This is a genomic window from Isoptericola aurantiacus, assembly GCF_044769875.1.
GTDB lineage: Bacteria > Actinomycetota > Actinomycetes > Actinomycetales > Cellulomonadaceae > Isoptericola > Isoptericola aurantiacus.
In genome coordinates, this window is the sequence record NZ_JBJBAE010000002.1 from 459634 (window position 1) to 480255 (window position 20622).

Sequence of the window (20622 nt, forward strand, 5' to 3'; positions counted from 1 at the left end):
GCCCCTTCGTCATGCCCAGAGCGGGCAGGAAGCGAGCACATCATGGAGTACCTCAAGAACCTCATCGAGGCGCGGCAGAAGACCTGGAACGAGGCCAAGGCCCTCCTGGACACGGCTGCCGGCGAGAAGCGCGAGCTCACCGCCGAGGAGACCCAGTCCTACGAGCGCATGACCACCGACCTCGACGAGAAGCGGAAGCTCATCACCGCGCTCGAGGAGCAGGTGCGCCAGCAGGACGAGGCCGAGGAGAGCCTGCGCAGGCTCGGCCTGGAGAGCATGGGCGGCGAGGAGAAGCGCAAGGTCGACCTCGCCGACCAGTTCCGGGCGCTGGCCAAGGGACAGGGCGACGCCGTCGCCCTGTCGGCCCGCGAGGTGACCGACGGGCTCGCCGAGATCCGCGCGCTCGGTACGTCGCCGGCGACGGCGGGCGGCAACACCGTCCCGACGTCGTTCCGCAACGTGCTCCTGCAGCACCTGGTCGAGACCTCCGGCGTCCTGCGCCTCGGCCCGACCGTGCTGTCGACGGCCAGCGGCGAGCCCTTCGAGGTTCCGACCACCACGTCGCACGGCGCGGCGGCCCAGGTCGACGAGAGCGGGACGATCGGCGGCACCGACCCGACGTTCGCCAAGCGGACGCTCGGCGCCTACAAGTACGGCCAGCTGGTCATCGTGCCCAGCGAGCTCCTGGCCGACACCGGTGTGGACCTGACGGGCTACATCGCCGAGGCCGCGGGGCGCAACCTGGGCCTCGCCTACGGTGCGCACCTGATCACCGGCGACGGGTCCGGCGAGCCGACGGGTGCCGCCACCACGGCCACCGCCGGCAAGACGGGCGCGGCCGCGGTCGCGGGCGCGTTCACCGCGGACGACCTGATCGACCTCATGTTCTCCGTGATCGCCCCCTACCGCGCCTCGCGCTCGGCCGGGTGGCTCGTCAAGGACTCGTCCCTCGGCGAGATCCGCAAGCTCAAGGACGGTGCCGGCCGGTACCTGTTCGAGCCCGCCCGCACCTACGGCGAGCCGGACATGCTGCTCGGCAAGCCGATCGAGTCCGACCCGAACGTCGCCGCCGTCGGCGTCGCCGCGAAGTCGGTGCTCTTCGGCGACTGGTCGCGGTACTTCGTCCGCATGGCCGGTGGTGTGCGGTTCGACCGCTCCACCGACTTCAAGTTCGACACGGACGAGGTCGCCTACCGCGCCCTGGTGCGCGTCGACGGCCTCACGGCCGACCAGACGGGCGCCATCAAGGCGTTCGTCGGCGGCGCCGCGTCCTGACCCGGCCCCGGCGGGCGGGAGCAATCCTCGCCGCCCGCCGGGCCTCCATCTGAGAGGGGATGAGCATGGCTGCACGCAAGCGCACCCAGGCCGCCGCAACAGGCGGATACGTCGTCCGGGCGTCGATCTCGGGCACCCGTGACGGCAAGGACTGGCCCAAGCCCGGCGAACGGATCGACCTGCCCGAGGTCGAGGCGTCCGACTACCTCGCCGCCGGCTTCATCGAGAAGGCCGTCACGGACACCACTCCGAAGGCGCCCAGTACTGACGCCGACGAGGGCGGCGCTTCCGAGTGACCGCCGACGGCCTGGCCCTCGTCCCGCCCCTGAGCGTCGACGAGTTCAAGAACGCCATCAACCTCACGGACGAGAACCAGACCGACGAGGCGGAGCAGTGGCTCCGTGCCGCCGTCCGGACCGTCGAGGGCCGGGTCGGGGCGCTCAACCCCCGCAGCATCACCGTCCAGCTGGACGAGGGTCACGGCGGTCGGTACTGGCATCGCACCGACCCCGTGCTCGAAGTGACCGCGGTCGACGGCGAGACCCCGACGGCCGTCCGAGTGTCCAGCATCGGTGTCATCACAGGACTGCCGACCAGCGCGGCGGCAATCACGCTGCGGATCGGCCAGGAGCCCGTGCCAGACGACCTCGTGCTGGCTGTGTTCTTCCTCGGCTCGCACCTGTGGGAGATGCGTCGCGGGAGACAGGGTCGCCGCGGCGCCTACGCGCGGGACGACGAGCCTGCGCCTCAGACCGGCTTCGCGATTCCCCGGCGGGCGCTCGAGCTCATGGCTGACCATCTGCTGCCCGGGATGGCGTGATGGGTGCCGTCACTCGGGTCGACGCCGTCGTGGCACGACTCATCAAGATCTTCGGCACCGCCACCGGGCTGCAGGTCGAAGACGGGCCATCGATCGGCGAGGTCATGTTCGAGGCGATCGTCGTCGGCATGCCGTCTGGGTCGTCGGACCCCGGCTACACCACGAAGGCGACACGGCTGCCCGGCCTGGGTCCGGCGCGCTATCGCGAGGACTCAACCGTTCGATCAATGCTCACCGTGACCAGCGGAAACACCGTGGCTGCAGAGGTTCGCAACGCTTGCGCCGGATACCTGCGCACGATCGACGCCGCGTTGCGCTCCGACCAGGTCGTCGAGGATGTCTGGCAGCGCGTCGAGCTCGACGGCGACATGGACTGGGTCGTCATCCAGCACGAGGACGGCGTCACCTGCACCGTCTTCTTCTCCGTGTCCGCGGAGTCTCTGCTGTGAGCGACGACGGAATCGACCTCCAGGAGATCCGCGGTCTGGCCTCCCGGCTCGCTGCGATCCCCAAGGAGTTCCATCGGGAGGTTCGCAAGCCGCTGCGCGCTGCGGGCCAGGGAATGCTCAACGAGGCCCGGGCGAACGCAGCCTGGTCGTCACGCATCCCCGCCTCGCTCTCACTGCGCGTCACGCTGTCGGGCCGCCGGCCCGGCATCTCCGTTCGTGCCTCGCTCAAGGCCGCACCGCACGCGCGCGCCTACGAGGGAATCCTCGACAACCCGTTCAAGCACCCGCTGTTCGGCGACTTCGAGTTCTGGTACTCCCAGGCCGCGCGCCCGTACCTGCTCCCCGCAGTCCAGGAAGGGACCGAGCAGGTCGTCGATGCCGTCACCCGGGTCGTCGACGACGTCCACGCACGAGCAGGCCTCACCTGAGGAGAGGAGGCGCAGCCATGCGCCACGAGACCGTCACGATCCACCACCCCACCACCGACGCGACGTCGACCGTCGACGGCCGCTCGGTCCCTGGCTGGCAGCGCGCCGGCTGGAGCGTCGGCGAGAAGCCGGCCAGCTCGACGCGGCGCCGCCGGCGCAGCGACACCCAGACCCCGGCGGACCAGCCGGAGACCCCGGACGCGGGCGCGTCCACGACCGAAGAGGAGTAGCTCATGGCTGCCACCCCCATCCCCACCTCGGAGCGGTTCTTCGCGCCCGAGATCTCCAAGGTGTTCTTCGCGACCACCCTCGCGGACTACACCGCCTACACCGACACCGAGGTGACCGCCGCGCAGGACCTGACCGGTGAGATCGCCGACCTGTCGGGCTTCATGGTCTCGTCCGGGATGATCGACACCCCGGACCTCGACTCGCGGTTCACCAAGCAGATCGGCGGCCGGACGAGCGTGGACGCCTCGTCCATCACGTTCTACGCCGACCTGGCCGGCGACGACGTGCGCACCGTGCTGCCGCGCGGCACGAAGGGCTACCTGATCTTCTGCGACGGCGGCTACGTGCCCACGCAGATGTCGGACGTCTACCCGGTCGAGGTCACCTCGGTCGGCAAGGTCCGCTCCGTCGGCGACCAGGCGATGCAGGTCACCATCGGCTTCGCGATCAGCGACGAGCCGGCCGAGGACGTCGAGATCCCGGCGGCGGCGTGACCGTGAGCCTCAAGGAACGCCTCGCGGCGAAGGCTCGCCGCACGGTGACCGTGCCGGTCCAGGTGTCCGACCCTGGGCCGGCGCGGGCCGCCTACGAGAAGGCCGAGAAGGACCTCCTGTTCGCCGAACTGGCCAAGTCCGGCCAGAAGGGCACCGCGAAGCAGGTCGCCACGGCCAAGCGCACCCGCGACGCGGCCTCAGCCGAGCTGCGGGACCACTTCGCCGAGGTCGAGTTCGCAGCGGGCGACCCTGCCGACGTCGAACGGATCCTGGCGGCGCACACCGACGACGAGGGCGAGTGGTCGATCGACGCCCTGCCCGAGCTCGCGGCGCTGTGCGCGACCGACCCCGAGCTCCAGGACGCCCCGTGGTGGTCCGACCAGGTCGGCCCCGGTACGACCTGGTCGCTCGGTGAGCGTCAGGACCTGTGGATCCGGCTGCTCAACCTGAACACCAACCTGCCGCCGGAGCAGCTCCCAAAAGACTGACCGGCGACGCGCTGTTCGCGGCCCGCATGGCGTACTGCGGGCCGAAGGGGCTGCCGCTGTCGGAGTTCCTCTCGTGGGACCAGGCAGACCAGGACGCCGCGCTGTCCTGGCAGGCCTACGAGGCCCGCCGCTGCTCCGGCTGCGGCACCCACCCCGACGAGGGCCCGAAGCACTTCCACGTGGACGTCTGCGCGACCTGCGTCCAGCTCGAGAAGGTCAGTCGCTCCGAGGACGCCAAGGCCGCTGGTGCGCACGTCGTCCCCCGTTCCGGAACCCATGCCACCTGCAGCCGCTGCCGGGGCGAGATCGAGGCGAACAGCCACGGGAGGTGAGCGCCGGTGAGCAACCCCCGTGACGTCAACGCTCGGGTCGGACTCGACCCGAGCAAGTACGTAGCCGGCGCCGAGAAGGTCAACTGGGCCACGAAGCAGATGCTTCGCCAGCAGGAGACCGCGGACCGCAAGTGGCGGGCCATGCAGGGCGCGCACCAGTCCGCCCTGGACGAGGAGGCGCGCCGCCAGGCTGCCGTCGCGAGGGCTGTCGCCGAGGGGGAGGCCAAGAAGCAGGCCGCCATGAAGGCGACCGGTCGCGTCCTGGTCACGGGGGGCGCGGCCATCGCCGCCGGGCTCGGCCTGGCAACGAAGGCCGCCATGGACTGGGAGTCCGCCTGGACCGGCGTGGCCAAGACGGTCGACGGGACGCCCGAGCAGCTCGACGCCATCGAGACCGGCCTGCGCGGCCTCGCGCGAGAACTGCCGGCCACCCATGAGGAGATCGCAGGAGTGGCGGCCGCGGCGGGCCAGCTCGGCATCTCGACGGGCGGCATCGTCGAGTTCACGCGCACGATGATCAACCTCGGCGAGACGACGAACCTCTCGGCCGAGGAGGCGGCGACCACGCTCGCGCGCCTGGCGAACATCACCGGCACCTCCGAGGGCGAGATCGACAACCTCGGCGCCGCGATCGTCGGCCTCGGCAACAACTTCGCGACCACCGAGGCAGAGATCTCGGCCATGGCGCTGCGCCTGGCCGGCGCCGGTCAGCAGGCGGGCATGACCGAGGGCGACATCCTCGGCCTGGCCGCCGCCGCGTCGTCGGTCGGCATCGAGGCTGAGGCCGGCGGCACCGCCCTGTCCAAGACCATGACCACCATCGGCATGGAGATCGACAACGGCGGCGACAGGCTGGCCACGTTCGCCCGTGTCGCCGGGATGTCGGCCGAGGAGTTCTCCACCGCCTGGCGCGACGACGCGGGGTCCACGCTGGCCGCATTCATCACCGGCCTGGCGGACACCTCGGCCATGGGGCAGACCACGAACCAGGTGCTGTCCGACCTCGGCATCACGGGGATCCGCGAGGCGGACACCCTGCGCCGACTCTCGTCCGCCCAGGACGTGCTCAACGACGCCCTCGCCACCGGCAACACCGCGTTCGCCGAGAACACGGCCCTGGTCGAGGAAGCAGCGAAGCGGTACGACACCGCCGAGGCCAAGGTGGCGCTCGCGAAGAACGCGATCGTGGACGCCGGCATCGGGATCGGCGAGACCTTCCTGCCCGCGCTCGCCGGCGCAGCGGAGGGTGTCGCCGGTGTCGCCGAGGCGTTCGCCAGCCTGCCGGAGCCGGTGCAACGCACCGTCGGCGTCCTGGGCGCGGTCGCTTCGGCGGCGGGCCTGGTGGGCGGCGGCTTCCTGCTGATCGCCCCCAAGGCGCGCGACGCCCTCGGGGTGTTCCGCGACCTGCAGACCTCCTCGCCACGGCTGGCATCGGGGCTGAGCAAGGTCTCCAGGGCGGCCGGCGTCGCTGCGGGTGCGTTCGTCGCGCTCCAGGTCGCCGACTCCCTCGCGAAGAGCTTCCAGGAGATGCCTGAGGGCGTCGAGGAGACGACACAAGCGCTGCTCGACGGCGGCGTGGCCGGGCAGTCGATGGCGGATGTGTTCGCCGAGCTGAACAACGGCACGAACAAGTTCGGCACCACCGACATCGACAGCCTGACGGGCGCGATCAACCGGCTGGTCAACCCTCGCCTCATGGACCGGCTCAACGACTTCGGCGCCGAAGGCCTGTCCTTCGGCGGCGCCGAGGGCGCGTCAGACCGCGAGGCCGCGATCGCCCAGCTCGACAACATCGGCAACGCCATGGCCACCCTGGTCAGCACCGGGAACGCCGAGCGCGCCGCCGAGGAGTTCGACTCCCTCGCGGAAGCCTGGACGAAGGCCGGGGGCAACGTTGAGGATCTGCGCGACCTCCTGCCCGGCTACACCGAGGCCCTCGCGGCAGCCGACACTCAGCAGCAGCTGACCGGAGACTCTGCCTCGCAGGTCGCCGACGGCCTCGGCGAGGTCGACCCGGCCGCCGAGGAGGCGGCCGAGGCGCTCGAGGATTTCTACGAGCGCGCCACCGGCGCCTTCGAGTCCTTCATCGACCCCGGCGGCGCCTTCCAGGCTGCGATCGACAAGAACGTCGAGATGGCCGAGGCTGCCGCCGACGCCAGCGACGACGCCGAGGACTCGTGGGAGGACTTCTACGACGGCACGTCCGTCAGTGCGAAGGACTACATCGCCCAGCTGCGTGAGCAGGTCGAGGCCCAGGAGAACTGGGCGTCGAACATGGAGCGCCTGTCCAAGCGGGTGAACAACAAGCTGCCCGCCGACATGCGCGACACGGCCAACGCGATGATCGACGAGCTCATGGAGCTCGGCCCGGAGGGCGCGGCGCAGGTCGAGGTCCTCGAGGGGATGTCGAACAAGCAGCTGGAGAAGGTCGTCGGCCTGTACGGCCGCAAGGGGGCCGCCGCCAGCAAGGGGTTCGCGGACAACGTCAACTCGACGCGCCCGGACCCGATCCCGGTGGACTCCGACACCTCGAAGGCTCGCGACGAGGTGGCGCGCACCAAGGCGTACATGGACGAGCAGGACGGCGTCATGGGCGTCGACGCGGACACGTCCGACGCGCGGGCCGCGGTGGCGGAGTTCAAGACGTGGACAAACCTGCAGTCCGCGGTGCTCAACCTGCACTCGAACATCACGCGCACGATCACCGAGCGCAGCGTGACGGCCAAGCACCTCGGCAAGGCCACCGGCGGCTCGGTCGTCGGGCCAGGCACCGGCACCTCGGACTCGGTCCCGGCGATGCTCTCGAACGGCGAGCACGTGTGGACGGCCAAGGAGGTCGACGCCGCCGGCGGTCACGGTGCTGTCGAGGCGATGCGTGCCGCGGTGCTCGGGCAGCGGCTCGCGCAGGGCGGCGCGGTGGGGTCGGCATCCCGGGCTCTCAAGCGGGCCCGGTCCCGGCGCGATGCGACTCGCGGTCAGCTGCGCGGCGCTCGCCGTGCCGGGCAGGAGGCTCGCGCAGACCGGCTCGAGCGCGAGCTGGACAGGCGTCAGAGTGAGGTCGACGACCAGCTGGCACGCCTGGAGCGGCTGCGGGAGCAGCGTGCGGACCTGCGACAGGCGAGCCGCCGCCGCGAGGTCGTCTCGCAGGCTCGCAGCGGCCTGTCCGGGGCGTACAGCGTGGTGGACGACATGCTGGGCCTGGCGGACTCAGGCGACCTGTCCGGGCGCCAGGAGAGCCGCCTGGAGAAGCGTGCGCGCGGCGCCGAGAAGGCGATGCGCCGCCTGTACAACCAGGCGGAGAAGCTCGAGAACCGGCTAGCCAAGGCGCGCGACCGGGTCCAGGAGCTGTCGCAGATCAAGGCGGGCGTGCAGTCGGCGCTGGCGGGCGGCTTCTCCCTGGGCTCGGTGACGGGCGTGACGAACCCGTGGACGGGCGAGACGGCGGCGGCCTCCAAGCGGGACTACCTGTCCTCGGCCGAGGGGTACGCCTCGAAGGTGCGCACGTTCGCGGCGCGGCTCAGGTCGCTGCGGGACGCCGGGTTCTCCGGGGTGATCGTGCAGGAGGTCGCGAGCCTGGGCGTCGAGGCGGGCATCCCGGCGGCGGACGCCCTGCTGTCGATGGGCAAGGGGCAGCGCGGGCGCCTGAACGACGCCTACGCCGACATCTCGCGCTTCAGCGGCCAGGCCGGGGGCGCGGTCGCGGGGGCCTTCTACGAGGGCGGCGTCGCGGCGGCGAAGGGCCTGACCCAGGGCCTGGCCTCGAAGCAGTCCGCGATCGAGTCGCAGATCACGAAGGTCGCCAAGGGCATGCAGTCGGCGCTCAAGAAGGCGCTCGGGATCAACTCGCCGTCGAGGGTGTTCCGTGAGCTCGGCCAGCACACCGGCGAGGGGATGCGCCTGGGCCTGACGGACAAGCAGGCCGCGGTGACCTCGGCCGCCGCGAACCTGCTGGCAGTGCCCTCGGCGGTCCCGGCCTCGGTGTACGCGAACCCAGCAGCCGGCAAGCAGAACGTGTCGGTGTCGCTGGACGAGGGGTCGATGGCCAAGGCGATGGACGGTGTCGCGATGACGCTGCTGGTGGACGGCAAGCCGGTCTCGGCGATCGTGCGCACGGAGATCGGCGCCGCCGCCTCCTCGGCCGCGGCGACCATGCGAGGGGGGCGACGGTGACCACGATCACGGCGACGGTCCTGACCACGGACGAGCCGGCGCCGGTGCAGGTGCTGGTCTCGGACGTGCCGGCCGACACGGACTACGAGGTCGTCGGGTCCACCCTGGACGGGCGCACGTGGCCCCTGCCGGGTGGCGTGGGCACCTCGGACGGCGGCCAGGTGCGGCTGATCGACTACCGCGCGCCGGTCAACGCCGTCGTGCAGTACGTCGTGACGGTCGAGCAGGCGCAGATCACCTCCGACCCGGTGACGGTCCCCTACTCTCCTGCCGGTGAGGTCTCGCGCCGGTACCTGATCCAGTCCCTGGACGGTCAGGTCGTCGTGCCGGTGCGCTCCTGGCAGGACAACGGCCTGCCGCGCACCCGACCGCTGCACACGGGCATCTTCGAGGTCCACGGCCGCCGGCGTCCGGTCGTGGTGCTCTCGGCGGCCGGCGACGGGTCGACGACGGCGACGGTGCTGCTGGACCGGGACGCGGGCGACCAGCTCGACGCGATCCTGGCCCAGGGCGGGGCCGTGTGCGTGCGCACCAGCGGTGACGTGCGGGACCTGCCGCCGTCGGACATCGCGATCATCACCGCGGCGGACGACGTGCTGTGGGGCGGCGACAACGGCACCTCGTCCTCGCGCCTGTGGACGCTGACCCTGACGTGGATCGACGACCCGGAGCCCGGGACCGTACCCGTGGTGTGGACCTGGGGCGACGTCACGGCGATCCTCGCGGGCCAGACCTGGGCCGACGTCGCGGCGCTGTTCGCCGGGCAGACCTGGGCCGAGTTCGCCGCCACGGACTGGGGGCAGCTGTGAGGGACGGCGCGCCCGACGAGGTGATGGGCACGGCCTACCGGTGGCGCTCGACGATCCAGTCGTGGGGCCCGACGGGAGACCTCCTGGCCGAGGACGTGCCGCTGGTCGCCGGCGACCTGTCGTGGGACGTCGCCAGCCGCGGCGTGCCTGAGCAGCTGACCCTGACGGTGCCGCGCTACTCGACGGTCGACGGCGATCGGTTCGACTGGCTGCCGCAGGAGGACGTGACGCACCCGCTGGCGACGTTCGGTCAGACGTTGACGATCTCGGTCACGATCGCCTCGACCGTGACCGGCGAGGAGTACGTGACGCCGCTGGCTCGCGTGCGGGTGCAGTCGTGGGACGAGGACGAGGCTGGGCAGGTGACCGTCACGGGCGTCGGGATGCTACAGACGGCCGCGGACGACGTGCTGCAGGTGCCGCAGAGCCCGGACGAGGACTCCACGATGGTCTCGGAGTTCGCGCGGCTGCTGCCGGGGTCTCTGGCGGTCGCGGTGAGCGACGACGTGACCGACCGCGCCTGCCTGCCGGGCACGCAGTGGGCGGGCCCGCGCCTGGACGCGCTGTACGACATCGCGGACGCCCTGCCCGCGCGACTGCGCACCGACGAGGACGGCAACGTGGTGATGCTGCTGCCCCAGCTCGAGGACGTGCCGGTGCCGGTGCAGACGTACCGTGACGGCGAGATCGACGCGGGCACGGGCATGGCGACGCTGATCTCTGCGCCTCGGGCCGACACCCGCGACGGCATCGTCAACTCGGTCACGGTGCTGTCGAACTACACCAGCGCGGACGGCACGGTGGCCAACGTGGTGGTCGAGCAGACCACCGGCCCCTTCGCCGTGGACTCCTACGGCCGCGTCTCGGAGGCGTGGACCTCGGAGCAGATCGGGTCGGAGGTCGAGGCGATGGCGGCCGGGAAGGCTCGCCTGGCCGCCGGGCTGCGACCTGCGCGCACCGTGGCCGTCCAGGTCGCCCCGGATCCGCGTATCGAGGTCGACGACCCGCTGGCCGTGGTGCGCGACGGCATCGAACGCCGCGGCTACGTGCTGGCGGCGTCCCTGGACCTGACCGGGCAGACCGCGACGACCCTGACGGTCGGCATCACCTCGGAGATCGGGAGTGTGGCGGCGTGACCGACGACCTGCTGGCCCCGCTGCTGGCCGCGCTGCCCTACGGCGTGCCCGCGGGCACCGACCTGCGCGCCGTGGTCGTGACCGACCTGCTGGACTGGGACGAGGACTCCACGCGCGGCCTGGTCGAGATCGACGGCGGCGACGGCGTGTGGCTGCTCGGCCTCGCGGACGCCTACTGGCCCGACGTGGTCGGCAACCGGGTCATCGTGCTGCGCAACGCCTGGACCGGGAAGGCCGCGGCGATCGGCGGACCGGTCGGCCACTTCCCCTTCCCCGAGGACGAGCCCGACGTGCTGCCGGTGCGCGGCACCGTCACCGCGACCGCCACCGGCCGCGTCACCGTCTCGGCCGGCGGGCAGTCCTACGTGGCCCGCGTCGTGCAGTCCTACACCTCCCCGTCCAGCGGCGACGTCGTCGGACTGTCCTGGGAGTCGGACGGCTCGGAGGTCGTGGCCACGGGACGCCTGGCCTCGACGACGATCTCCGCACCGTCGACCCCCTCGGCGCCGAGCCTGTCACGGTCGGGCAGCACCCTCACCGTGTCGTGGTCCAAGCCGGGCAGCGTCAACACCACGCGGGTCCGCTTCCGGTACGGCTCCAGCTCCTGGACCGTCCGCAAGGGCTTGACCGGCACGAGCACGACCATCCCCATCAGCGAGGGCCGCACCCGCGAGGTGCAGATCGCCCAGTCCAACGCCGGCGGCACCAGTCCGTGGTCCTCGATCGCCGACCTGACCTACCCCTCGGGCGGGGCGCCGCCGAAGCCGTCGCAACCGAAGTACGAGACCGTCACCACCACGATCACGCCGACATCGACCGGCACCTACCGGACGGCCAGCACGTGGAACCGCTGGAACGGCAACCGGTACGGCGGCTTCTCCACGCTCTATCAGGGCGCCGACTACGGCTCCGGGACCCTCATCGGGCTGGCGACGTACGGCTCGAAGATCAAGGACCTGCGCGCCGTGGAGATCGTCAAGATCGAGGTCCGCCTGGTCGACGCGAACCCGGGCGTGTACTCCCCCGGCCAGCCGGTGCGCGTGCGCGCCACGACGCATGGATCGCGCCCGTCTGGTGCCCCGGATGCCTCGGCCGGCGCCACCGAGACCACCAGCCTCGCCAAGGGGGGGTCGAAGTGGCTCACCCTCGGCTGGTCCGCCGGGGTCCTGGAGCAGTACCGCACCGGCGACCTGCGCGGCCTGATCCTGGACGGCCCGCCCTACCGCGGCCTGCGCGGCAAGGGCACCTCCGGATTCACGATCCGCGTCAAGTATCGACGGAGGGTCTGATGACCGAACCGACGCCCGACCCGCCGCCCGAGCCGGACGCCCTGTGGGACGTCTGCCCCTTGTGCTTCTGCGTCGTGGCCGGCCTCGCCCAGCACGCCGCCGCAGTCCACCCCGAGCCGGACCCCGGCACCGACCCTGAGGAGACCTGATGGCCACCGACGTCGCCCGACACGTCATTCCCGCGGACGGGGAGAGCTTCCTCCCGGTCGACGCCTTCGAGGAGCTGTCCAAGTCGATCCGCGACGTGCGCACCGCCGCCGACCTCACCACGGCCGAGACGCTGCGTGGCGCCCTGGAGACCGCCGGCGTGGACACCGACGGCACAGCCTGGTGGGTCGTCGCCGAAGAGGCGCTCTACGTCTACCGCGCCACCGCCGACGCCTTCTCCAAGATCCGTGACGAGGCGATGGGGACCCGCCCGCAGCGCGGCGTGGCCCAGGCCTCCGCCATCATGAACTCCGGGACGGGCATCGGGAGCTCGGCTGACACGGCCCGCGTGGCGGGCGTGATCACCGTCGGAACGGCGCCGTTCCCCCGCCTGGTGACGTACACCTTCAACGTCGGCGTCACCATGCAGTCGACCGACAACACTCTCGCTCAAGCCCGACTTGTCGTCGGCTCCTCGACTGACCTGCCTGCCGACCCGGGAGCGATGGCCTTGATCGACACCACCCTTGGGGCATGGTCCACCCGCCAGGCGGCCTACTACGTCTTCCGCAACCCGGCCGTAGTGGACACCCGGTCTGGATTCATGACCCACACCGAATTCGTCCCCGCCGACAGCGAGGTCGGGAACACTGCCATCGCGGCGGTCTACCGCACCGCTGGGTCCGGCACCATTCCTATCGTCGCAGACCTGGTCGGGAACGCTGCCGAGGTGTTCTGGATCGAGGTGGATGAGGCCGACGGGTTCGCCACACTCGGCGGCGAGGTCTACTAGCGCCGGACCGATGCCGGCCGGGGCGCCGTCCTCGCCGCGGCTGGCATCGCCACACCCCACCCAGCCCGTCGCCGCCCGGCGCCGGGCCCGCACGCATGCCCAGGAGGCACACCGATGGCCAGCGACGACGTCCACGGCGAGGTGATGCGCCCGGGCCTGGCGGACCCGACCACCTTCGCCCTCGACATGATCCGCCGCGACCTGCGGGACCGCTTCGACGGCCTGGACAAGCGGCTCGACCAGATGGTCACCCGCGAGGCCCACGAGGCCACGGTGCGCCGCCTGGACGACGCGGACTCCCAGCTGCGCCGCGCCCAGGAGCAGCACGAGAAGGAGGCCGAGGCGCGGCACGAGCGGCTCGCGGGCGAGGTCCGCGACGCCGACGACAAGGTCCTCAAGCAGCTGGAGGCGGACCGCAAGCAGCGGGCCGCCGAGATCGCGAAGGCCGCCGCGGACCGCAAGGCCGACCGGCGGTGGACCGTCGGCGCCGTCCTGGCGGCGGCCGGCATCGCCGTACCGCTCGCCGCCTTCATCCGCGACGCCTTCGGCTTCTGACCACACCCCACCCAGCCCGTCGCCGACCGGCGCCGGGCCCGCACGCATGCCCAGGAGGCACCTGATGTCTGCCCGTTCACAGATCAGCGCGGCGCTGGCCCGGGAGATGGAGTCCAACCCAGGCTTCTACCTGCGCCCCGACTCCGCCGTCGCGTGGGACCGTGCCACGAAGGCGTTCGGCAAGCAGGTCATCATCACCGGCGCCCTGCGCTCCCTGGAGACCCAGACGCGGCTCTTCACCGAGCGGTACGACGAGAACTACACCTCCGCCGGGCCCTTCGGCGACGTCCGCTACTGGAACGGGCGCCGCTACGTGCGGATGCGCGGGGCGGCCGCCGCGGTGCCCGGCACCTCGAACCACGGCTCGGGCGACGCCGTCGACGTCAAGACCCGGCGCGACGGCGACGACCCCGGCCACGACAAGGCCGTCGTCTTCACCTCCTGGTCCGACCGCGACCGCGTCCGCTTCCTCGAGGTCGCCGCCGAGTACGGCTGGCGTGACGACGAGGGACGCCGGGTGGGCGAGCTGTGGCACCTGACGTACTACCCCGCCCTGGACAGGCACCGCGGCACGGCTCCGGCGTCGACCTCGACGAAGAAGCGCAAGCCGAACCGGATCAAGACGCTGCGCCGCGGGTCCCGCGGATTCCCCGTCGGACTGGCGCAGCATCGCCTCCGTGGCGCCAAGGTCTTCACCGGCAAGACGGACGGCATCTTCGGTCCGAACACCGAGGAGGGCGTGCGGGCATTCCAGCGCAAGCGCGGCCTCACGGTCGACGGCGTCATCGGCCCGCACACCTGGTACGAGATGGCCCAGGGCGCGAAGTACCGCCGCGGCGGGAAGTGGCGCAACCGAGTCGCCCAGCGCGTCGTCGGCCTCAAGGGCAAGCAGGCCGACGGCAAGATCGGCCCCCAGTCCGTCGAGCGCATCCGCGAGGTCCAGCGGTGGCTCGGCGTGAAGGACGACGGGGTCCTCGGCAAGAAGACCGTCAACGCACTCAAGAAGAAGGGCTGATCCCTGATGAACGACAAGGTCACCTCCTGGCTCCGCACCGCCGTCCCCGCCCTGTGGGGCTCGGCCGTCGCGTGGCTGCTCGCCCGGTACGCCCTGCCCGTCGAGGTCGCCGACCTGCTCCAGTCGCCGGTGGCGACCTCGGCGGTCGTCGCCCTCGCGATCGGCGCCTGGTACGCCCTGTGGCGCTGGCTGGAGCCGCACCTGCCCGCATGGGCCACGCGGCTCGTGCTCGGCTCCAACAGCGCGCCGACCTACGGCCAGCCATGACCCTCTGCCCGGGCTGCGACCTGGACGGCCCGTGCGCTGCCGACGACTGCAGCGCGCGGGCCCCGGGCGTGTACCGGTGCGCCTCGTGCACGGCGCCGTTCCCGTCGCCCGAGGCCGCCCGCCAGTGCGCCGAGCTCGACGACGACCCCCGCTCGCTCTACACCGACTGACCCCAGGAGCTCATCATGGCCGGACTGACCAACGCGGAGTCGAAGGCGACCCTCGACGCGCGCTTCCCCACCAGCGGCGGGACGGACTACCTCGCCTACAGCGATGACGGCAGCTCGGAGTTCGCCGGGCTCGCTCGGACCGCCATCGGCGCGACCGGGTGGGAGGCTGCCACCACGGCCGACCCGTCGGTCAAGGCCAACGCCAACGCGCTCACCTCGGCCGCCGCGACCTCGGGCGGCACGATCACGCACGTGGCCGTGTTCTCGGCGAGCACCGCGGGCACCCAGCGCACCGACTGGCAGGCCGTCGACACGTCCAAGGCGGTCGGCGTGGGTGACCAGGTCACCGTCGCTGTCGGGGCGTTCCAGATCACGCTCTCGTAGTCCCGATGGCCATCCCTGGGATCGTCGGCACGGGCGGCGGTGGGCGTGTCGGCAGCGGCGCGTTCACCGTCACCCTGCCCGGCGGCGCGTCCGGCTACGTCGCCATCGCCAACTGGCGCGGGTCGACCGGATCGCTGACCCCACCTGCCGGGTGGACCGCGCTGGACACCGGGCAGGGCACGGACGAGTACGCGACCTGGGGCGTGTGGATCGGCACGGCCTCGGCGGGCACGTCCTGGACCCAGGCCACCGGCGGCGGCACCCACGCCACCGCGGTGGTGACGGTCGGCTACGACGGCCCGGTCGACGTCGACGTCTGGGGCGACGCGAACAGCATGGTGTCGCCCACGGTCACCACCACCGAGGAGGCCCTGGTCCTACGGGCCGTGGCGGCGCAGAACTTCGACGGCACCTACTCGGGCGTCACCTACCCCGCGGGGTCTCCGGACGGACAGGCGGTCCACACCGAGGTCGACGGCGAGCGGTGGACGGCCGCCGTGGCGCACGCCGACGACACCACGCCCGGCGCCACCGGTACGGCCACCTGGGCGATCCCCGGCGTCAGCCTGTGGTCGCCGCAGGCGTTCACCATCGCGCTCACCACCGAGGGCGGCGGCCCGGTCCTGCACGCGATCGCGGCCACCATCGCCGCGGCGAGCACCGTGGCGGCCGACGTCCACGCCCGCCTGGCGCTCGGCGCGACGACGCCCGCCACTGCCGGGCAGGCCGCCGACCTCGGCGCGCGGCTCGGGCTGGCCGCCACCGTCGAGGCGACGACCCAGACCGCGGCCGACCTCGGCGTCGCACCCAAGGACCTGTCCGCCACGGTCACGGCCACCAGCGACCAGTCCGCGGCGATCGGCGCACGCCTCGGCGTCGCCGCCACGGCGGAGGCGGCCACCGACATCGCGGCGGCCATCACCACCGTCGCCTACCTCGAGGCCACCGTCGCCGCCACGTCGAGCACGAGCGCCGACATCGGCGTGTCTGAGGCCGGGTCGCTCGACCTGGGCGCGACCGTGCCGGTCACCAGCACCACCGCGGCCGACATCGGCGCGCACGTCGGCATCGAGGCGACCGTCACGGCAACCGCTCAGACGACGGCCACCCTGGGCGCCACGCACACCCTGACCGCGACCGTCGCGGCCGAGACGAGCACGTCCGCCACCCTGTCCGTCCCGGTGCCCATCGCGGCCACGGTCTCCGCCATCACCACCGTCGCCGCGGCGATCGATGCCTACGACCCGAGCGACGGCGACGACACCCTGACCATCGGCCGCGGGCCCTACGGCTCCAGCATCGACGTCGGGGAGCCCTACGGCCACCCGATGGACGCCAGCACCCCGCGCGGGCACCAGCTCGCCGTCAGCACCCCCAGGAGGTAGCCGTGAGGATCGACCGCAGAGGCCGCGAGGAAGTCTTCTGGGACCTGACCGACGCACCCGCCGGCGCCGTGGAGGTGACCTTCGACGGCCAGACGTGGACCGCGATGGACCGCACGGGCGACACGGTGTCCGTGCTCGTGGCCGGGCCCGACGCGACCGACCCGGCCGCCGTCGTGCTCGACGAGGGCCGCCACTTCGCCCTCCTGCGCGCCACCGCCGCCCCCGAGGTGCTGGTGCGGTCCGCCGGCGTCATCGACATCGTGACTCTGCAGCCCGCGCCCGTCTGACCGCTCAGTGACCTGCACTGAGGTGCAGTGACCACGGCCCCCTCTCGCTTCGGCGGGAGGGGGCCGCTTCGTCATGCGTCCATGCTGGCGCCAACCGAAGCGTGAACGAGATCTGACCCGTGCAGCGTACCCCAGGATTCTGACGGATCAGGGGTGTCGTGTCGGAGCGATATCCACAGGGTGAAGGTCGGTATACGTCGGCCCTGAGGGTGAAATCTGCGGGGTCTCGTCGGTCCTGATGTTGACCAGGTCAGTTGACCAACGCTGAAAATCACCGTCTGACCAGGAGTACTATTGGAGTACTCCCCTCCAACGTCGGGCCAGCATACGGCACCGGGTGATCCGGGGCCGCCGACCGGTCTACTGCAGGCAGAACTCGTTGCCCTCCGGGTCCTGCATGACGATCCACACGTCGCCCAGCTCGCTGCGCTCGTCGACCCTGCGGGCGCCGAGGCCGGTCAACCGGTCGGCCTCGGCGCGCAGGGTGGCGAGGCGGTTGTCACCGGTCCGGCCGGCCGAGACGTTCAGGTCGAGGTGGACGCGGTTCTTGCCCGCCTTGGGTTCGGGGACCTGCTGGATGAAGATCCGCGGGCCGACGCAGTCCGGGTCGCTGACGGCGTTCTTGCTGTTCCACAGCGCCCGCGGGACGCCCCACGCCGTCAGGGCGTCCTCCCAGGAAGGGAATCCGGCCGGGGGTGCGTCGCGCACGTAGCCCAGCGCGGCGCACCAGAACTCCCCGAGCGCTTGCGGGTCGGCGGCGTCGAACGTCACCTGGAACGTGGTGGCCATGCTCGCGCTCCTTCACCTCGTCGGTCCACCGGCCGTCCCCACTCCGAACCGGCGGTCGTCAGGCCGTCGCGGCCTGCATCTGGCGCAGCTCCTTCTTCAGCCCGCCGATCTCGTCGCGCAAGCGGGCCGCCACCTCGAACTGGAGCTCCGCGGCCGCCGCGTGCATCTGGTCGCTGAGCTCCTGGATGAGCTCGGCGAGCTCCTCGGCCGCGAGCCCGGCCAACCGGTTGCCGGACGTCGACGCCTCCTTCGGCGAACCCGGCAGGGGCGCTCCCCCGCGCCCGTCGCGCGTCGGCGACTTGCGGTAGCCACCGGCCAGGAGCTCCGCGGTGTCGATGTCCTCCCGGGCCAGCATGTCGGTGACGTCGGCGATCTTCTTGCGCAGCGGCTGCGGGTCGATCCCGCGCTCGGCGTTGTAGGCCTGCTGCTTGGCACGTCGCCGGTCCGTCTCGTCCAGCGCGAACCGCATCGCCGGGGTGACCTTGTCGGCGTACATGTGCACCTGTCCCGTGACGTTGCGCGCCGCGCGGCCGATCGTCTGGATGAGGGAGCGCTCCGAACGGAGGAAGCCTTCCTTGTCGGCGTCGAGGATCGCCACGAGCGACACCTCCGGCAGGTCGAGACCCTCGCGCAGCAGGTTGATGCCCACCAGGACGTCGTACTCGCCCATCCGCAGCTCGCGCAGCAGCTCGACGCGGCGCAGCGTGTCCACCTCGGAGTGCAGGTACTGGACGCGGACGTCCTTGCCCAGGAGGTAGTCGGTGAGGTCCTCGGCCATCTTCTTGGTCAGCGTGGTGACGAGCACGCGTTCGTTCCGGTCGACCCGGTCGCGGATCTCCCCGAGCAGGTCGTCGATCTGCCCGGTGGTCGGCTTGACGACGACCTCCGGGTCCACCAGACCGGTGGGACGGATGATCTGCTCGACGACGCCGTCGGACATGGAGAGCTCGTAGTCGCCGGGGGTGGCCGAGAGGTAGACCGTCTGCCCGATGCGCTCGACGAACTCCTCCCACCGCAGCGGTCGGTTGTCCGTCGCGCTCGGCAGCCGGAAGCCGTGGTCGACCAGGGAACGCTTGCGCGACAGGTCACCCTCGAACATCGCGCCGATCTGCGGCACCGTCACGTGCGACTCGTCGATGACGAGGAGGAAGTCCTCGGGGAAGTAGTCCAGGAGGGTGTGCGGCGGCGTCCCCGCCTCGCGGCCGTCGATGTGCCGCGAGTAGTTCTCGATGCCGTTGCAGGTGCCGATCGAGCGCATCATCTCGATGTCGTAGGTGGTCCGCATGCGCAGCCGCTGGGCCTCGAGCAGCTTGTTCTGCCGTTCCAGCTCGGCCAGCCGCTCCTCGAGCTCCGCCTCGATGCCGGCGACGGCGCGCTCCATGCGTTCCGGCCCCGCCACGTAGTGCGTGGCCGGGAAGAGGTAGATGCTGCGCTCGTCGCGGACCACGTCGCCGGTCAGCGGGTGCAGGGTCTGGATCGACTCGATCTCGTCGCCGAACATCTCGATGCGGACGGCGAGCTCCTCGTAGACCGGGATGATCTCGACCGTGTCGCCACGGACCCGGAAGGTTCCCCGGGTGAACGCCGTGTCGTTGCGGGTGTACTGCATCTGCACGAAGCGCCGCAGCATGTCGTCGCGATCGACCACGTCGCCGACGTCGAGCCGGACCATCCGGTCGACGTACTCCTGCGGCGTGCCCAGGCCGTAGATGCACGACACCGACGCCACGACGACGGTGTCCCGCCGCGTCAGCAGCGAGGACGTCGCGGAGTGGCGCAGCCGTTCCACCTCGTCGTTGATCGAGGAGTCCTTCTCGATGTACGTATCGGTCTGCGCGATGTACGCCTCGGGCTGGTAGTAGTCGTAGTAGGAGACGAAGTACTCGACGGCGTTGTTCGGCAGCAGCTCGCGGAACTCGGTGGCGAGCTGGGCGGCGAGGGTCTTGTTCGGCGCCATGATGAGCGTCGGGCGCTGGAGCTCCTCGATGAGCCAGGCCGTGGTGGCGCTCTTGCCGGTGCCGGTGGCACCCAGCAGGACGGAGTCCTTCTCCCCCGCACGCACGCGCTCGGCGAGCTGCGCGATCGCGGTGGGCTGGTCACCGCTCGGCACGTACTCCGAGACCACCTCGAAGGGGGCCACGGTCCGCTGCAGGTCGGTCACAGGACGCATGGGTCAACGGTACGACGCACCGGTGACACCGCGTCGGCGGGGCCCGCGACGGCGGCGCACCGCGTCAGTGCTCGAGGCCCGCGGGAGTGCGGGGCTCGGCTGCATCTCCGCGCGCGACGCGTGCTGTCGCCTCCACGACGACACGGAGCCCCTCGGCAGCGGCGGTGCCGTCGACGACCTCGGCGCGCGGAACGTGCACGAACCCGGACGGGACGCCGGACCGCTCGGCGAGCGCGTGCTGGAGCTCGTAGAAGAGTGCGTTGCAGACGTAGGTGCCGGCGGTGTTGCTGACGGCTACCGGCAGCCCGACATCCCGCAACGCCGTGAGCGAGGCCTTGAGCGGCAGCGTCGAGAAGTAGGCCGCCGGCCCGCCGGGGACGACGGGGACGTCCACCGGCGCGAGTCCGTCGTTGTCCGGGATCCGTGCGTCGACGACGTTCACGGCCACCCTCTCCAGTCGGATCACGTCGGTGCCGGCGGCGAGCCCGACGGCGATCACGGCGTCCGGCGCATGGCGGTCGAGGAGGTGACGGCACTCCGCCGCGGCGCCGGCGAACGTCACGGGCAGGCACGCCGTGACCACCTCGACCTCGGGACCGATCCGCGAGGGAACGCCGCGCACGGCCTCCCACGACTCGTTGACCGTGTCGCCGCCGAACGGCTCGAACCCTGTGAGCAGCACCTTCATGGCTGACAGCCTAGGCGCGCGAGCGCGGTCCTGGCCGCGGCTCCGGTCCGG

At 71.7% G+C, this 20622-nt stretch carries 25 protein-coding genes; 22 read left to right on the forward strand and 3 right to left on the reverse strand.

The features are described 5' to 3' along the window. Positions 1 to 42: 42 nt before the first annotated feature. From ACIQLL_RS09105 to ACIQLL_RS09210, 22 genes are all read left to right on the forward strand, one after another. Positions 43 to 1275 carry a phage major capsid protein gene (locus tag ACIQLL_RS09105; RefSeq protein ID WP_402465783.1) on the forward strand — a complete coding sequence of 411 codons (1233 nt, stop codon included), beginning with the start codon at positions 43 to 45 and terminating at the stop codon, positions 1273 to 1275. 65 nt (positions 1276 to 1340) lie between these two features. After that, entirely contained in the window at positions 1341 to 1571 is a 231-nt protein-coding gene (locus ACIQLL_RS09110) for a hypothetical protein (protein ID WP_402465785.1), read from the forward strand. Next, the gene (locus ACIQLL_RS09115) at positions 1568 to 2095 is read left to right on the forward strand and encodes a hypothetical protein (protein ID WP_402465788.1); all 528 of its coding nucleotides are present in this window, start codon (positions 1568 to 1570) and stop codon (positions 2093 to 2095) included. The genes ACIQLL_RS09110 and ACIQLL_RS09115 overlap by 4 nt, the downstream gene beginning before the upstream one ends. Beyond that, a complete protein-coding gene (locus tag ACIQLL_RS09120; RefSeq protein ID WP_402465790.1) occupies positions 2095 to 2544 on the forward strand; it encodes a hypothetical protein in 450 nt (149 codons plus the stop codon). Before ACIQLL_RS09115 ends, ACIQLL_RS09120 begins: the two co-directional genes overlap by 1 nt. Further along, positions 2541 to 2972: a hypothetical protein gene (locus ACIQLL_RS09125; RefSeq protein ID WP_402465792.1), complete on the forward strand. Its 432-nt coding sequence runs from the start codon at positions 2541 to 2543 to the stop codon at positions 2970 to 2972. Before ACIQLL_RS09120 ends, ACIQLL_RS09125 begins: the two co-directional genes overlap by 4 nt. A gap of 17 nt (positions 2973 to 2989) precedes the next feature. After that, a complete protein-coding gene (locus tag ACIQLL_RS09130; protein ID WP_402465794.1) occupies positions 2990 to 3202 on the forward strand; it encodes a hypothetical protein in 213 nt (70 codons plus the stop codon). A gap of 3 nt (positions 3203 to 3205) precedes the next feature. Next, a complete protein-coding gene (locus ACIQLL_RS09135) occupies positions 3206 to 3697 on the forward strand; it encodes a phage tail tube protein (RefSeq protein WP_402465797.1) in 492 nt (163 codons plus the stop codon). Beyond that, complete coding sequence (locus ACIQLL_RS09140) at positions 3694 to 4185, forward strand: hypothetical protein (RefSeq protein WP_402465799.1); 492 nt, start codon at positions 3694 to 3696, stop codon at positions 4183 to 4185. Before ACIQLL_RS09135 ends, ACIQLL_RS09140 begins: the two co-directional genes overlap by 4 nt. A gap of 26 nt (positions 4186 to 4211) precedes the next feature. After that, positions 4212 to 4517 carry a hypothetical protein gene (locus tag ACIQLL_RS09145; RefSeq protein WP_402465800.1) on the forward strand — a complete coding sequence of 102 codons (306 nt, stop codon included), beginning with the start codon at positions 4212 to 4214 and terminating at the stop codon, positions 4515 to 4517. A 6-nt stretch (positions 4518 to 4523) separates the two neighbouring features. Continuing rightward, on the forward strand, positions 4524 to 8687 hold the full coding sequence (locus ACIQLL_RS09150) for a phage tail tape measure protein (RefSeq protein WP_402465802.1): 4164 nt from the start codon (positions 4524 to 4526) through the stop codon (positions 8685 to 8687). Then, on the forward strand, positions 8684 to 9496 hold the full coding sequence (locus ACIQLL_RS09155; protein WP_402465804.1) for a hypothetical protein: 813 nt from the start codon (positions 8684 to 8686) through the stop codon (positions 9494 to 9496). Before ACIQLL_RS09150 ends, ACIQLL_RS09155 begins: the two co-directional genes overlap by 4 nt. Continuing rightward, the gene (locus tag ACIQLL_RS09160; RefSeq protein WP_402465807.1) at positions 9493 to 10632 is read left to right on the forward strand and encodes a hypothetical protein; all 1140 of its coding nucleotides are present in this window, start codon (positions 9493 to 9495) and stop codon (positions 10630 to 10632) included. The genes ACIQLL_RS09155 and ACIQLL_RS09160 overlap by 4 nt, the downstream gene beginning before the upstream one ends. Next, entirely contained in the window at positions 10629 to 11921 is a 1293-nt protein-coding gene (locus ACIQLL_RS09165) for a hypothetical protein (protein ID WP_402465810.1), read from the forward strand. Before ACIQLL_RS09160 ends, ACIQLL_RS09165 begins: the two co-directional genes overlap by 4 nt. Further along, the gene (locus tag ACIQLL_RS09170; RefSeq protein WP_402465813.1) at positions 11921 to 12070 is read left to right on the forward strand and encodes a hypothetical protein; all 150 of its coding nucleotides are present in this window, start codon (positions 11921 to 11923) and stop codon (positions 12068 to 12070) included. Before ACIQLL_RS09165 ends, ACIQLL_RS09170 begins: the two co-directional genes overlap by 1 nt. Continuing rightward, positions 12070 to 12861 (forward strand): hypothetical protein, encoded by a 792-nt coding sequence (locus ACIQLL_RS09175; RefSeq protein WP_402465815.1) that lies wholly within the window; start codon positions 12070 to 12072, stop codon positions 12859 to 12861. The genes ACIQLL_RS09170 and ACIQLL_RS09175 overlap by 1 nt, the downstream gene beginning before the upstream one ends. A 114-nt stretch (positions 12862 to 12975) precedes the next feature. Then, positions 12976 to 13416, forward strand: a complete 441-nt coding sequence (locus tag ACIQLL_RS09180) for a hypothetical protein (protein WP_402465818.1) — start codon at positions 12976 to 12978, stop codon at positions 13414 to 13416. Between the two features lie 64 nt (positions 13417 to 13480). Continuing rightward, positions 13481 to 14431, forward strand: a complete 951-nt coding sequence (locus ACIQLL_RS09185; protein WP_402465821.1) for a peptidoglycan-binding protein — start codon at positions 13481 to 13483, stop codon at positions 14429 to 14431. A 6-nt stretch (positions 14432 to 14437) separates the two neighbouring features. Further along, entirely contained in the window at positions 14438 to 14698 is a 261-nt protein-coding gene (locus tag ACIQLL_RS09190) for a hypothetical protein (protein ID WP_402465824.1), read from the forward strand. After that, positions 14695 to 14868: a hypothetical protein gene (locus ACIQLL_RS09195; RefSeq protein WP_402465827.1), complete on the forward strand. Its 174-nt coding sequence runs from the start codon at positions 14695 to 14697 to the stop codon at positions 14866 to 14868. The genes ACIQLL_RS09190 and ACIQLL_RS09195 overlap by 4 nt, the downstream gene beginning before the upstream one ends. A 15-nt stretch (positions 14869 to 14883) precedes the next feature. Then, positions 14884 to 15252, forward strand: a complete 369-nt coding sequence (locus ACIQLL_RS09200; RefSeq protein WP_402465830.1) for a phage tail fiber protein — start codon at positions 14884 to 14886, stop codon at positions 15250 to 15252. Between the two features lie 5 nt (positions 15253 to 15257). Continuing rightward, complete coding sequence (locus ACIQLL_RS09205; protein ID WP_402465832.1) at positions 15258 to 16637, forward strand: hypothetical protein; 1380 nt, start codon at positions 15258 to 15260, stop codon at positions 16635 to 16637. 2 nt (positions 16638 to 16639) lie between these two features. Continuing rightward, a complete protein-coding gene (locus tag ACIQLL_RS09210; protein WP_402465835.1) occupies positions 16640 to 16924 on the forward strand; it encodes a hypothetical protein in 285 nt (94 codons plus the stop codon). Between the two features lie 360 nt (positions 16925 to 17284). Here ACIQLL_RS09210 and ACIQLL_RS09215 read toward each other — a convergent pair whose 3' ends face one another. The 3 genes from ACIQLL_RS09215 to ACIQLL_RS09225 form a co-directional block, all read right to left on the reverse strand. Then, positions 17285 to 17713 (reverse strand): VOC family protein, encoded by a 429-nt coding sequence (locus ACIQLL_RS09215; RefSeq protein WP_402465838.1) that lies wholly within the window; start codon positions 17711 to 17713, stop codon positions 17285 to 17287. Positions 17714 to 17771: 58 nt separating this feature from the next. Further along, positions 17772 to 19883 (reverse strand): excinuclease ABC subunit UvrB, encoded by a 2112-nt coding sequence (uvrB, locus tag ACIQLL_RS09220; RefSeq protein WP_402465841.1) that lies wholly within the window; start codon positions 19881 to 19883, stop codon positions 17772 to 17774. Positions 19884 to 19947: 64 nt separating this feature from the next. After that, on the reverse strand, positions 19948 to 20571 hold the full coding sequence (locus ACIQLL_RS09225) for a pyroglutamyl-peptidase I (RefSeq protein WP_402465844.1): 624 nt from the start codon (positions 20569 to 20571) through the stop codon (positions 19948 to 19950). Positions 20572 to 20622: the final 51 nt, after the last annotated feature.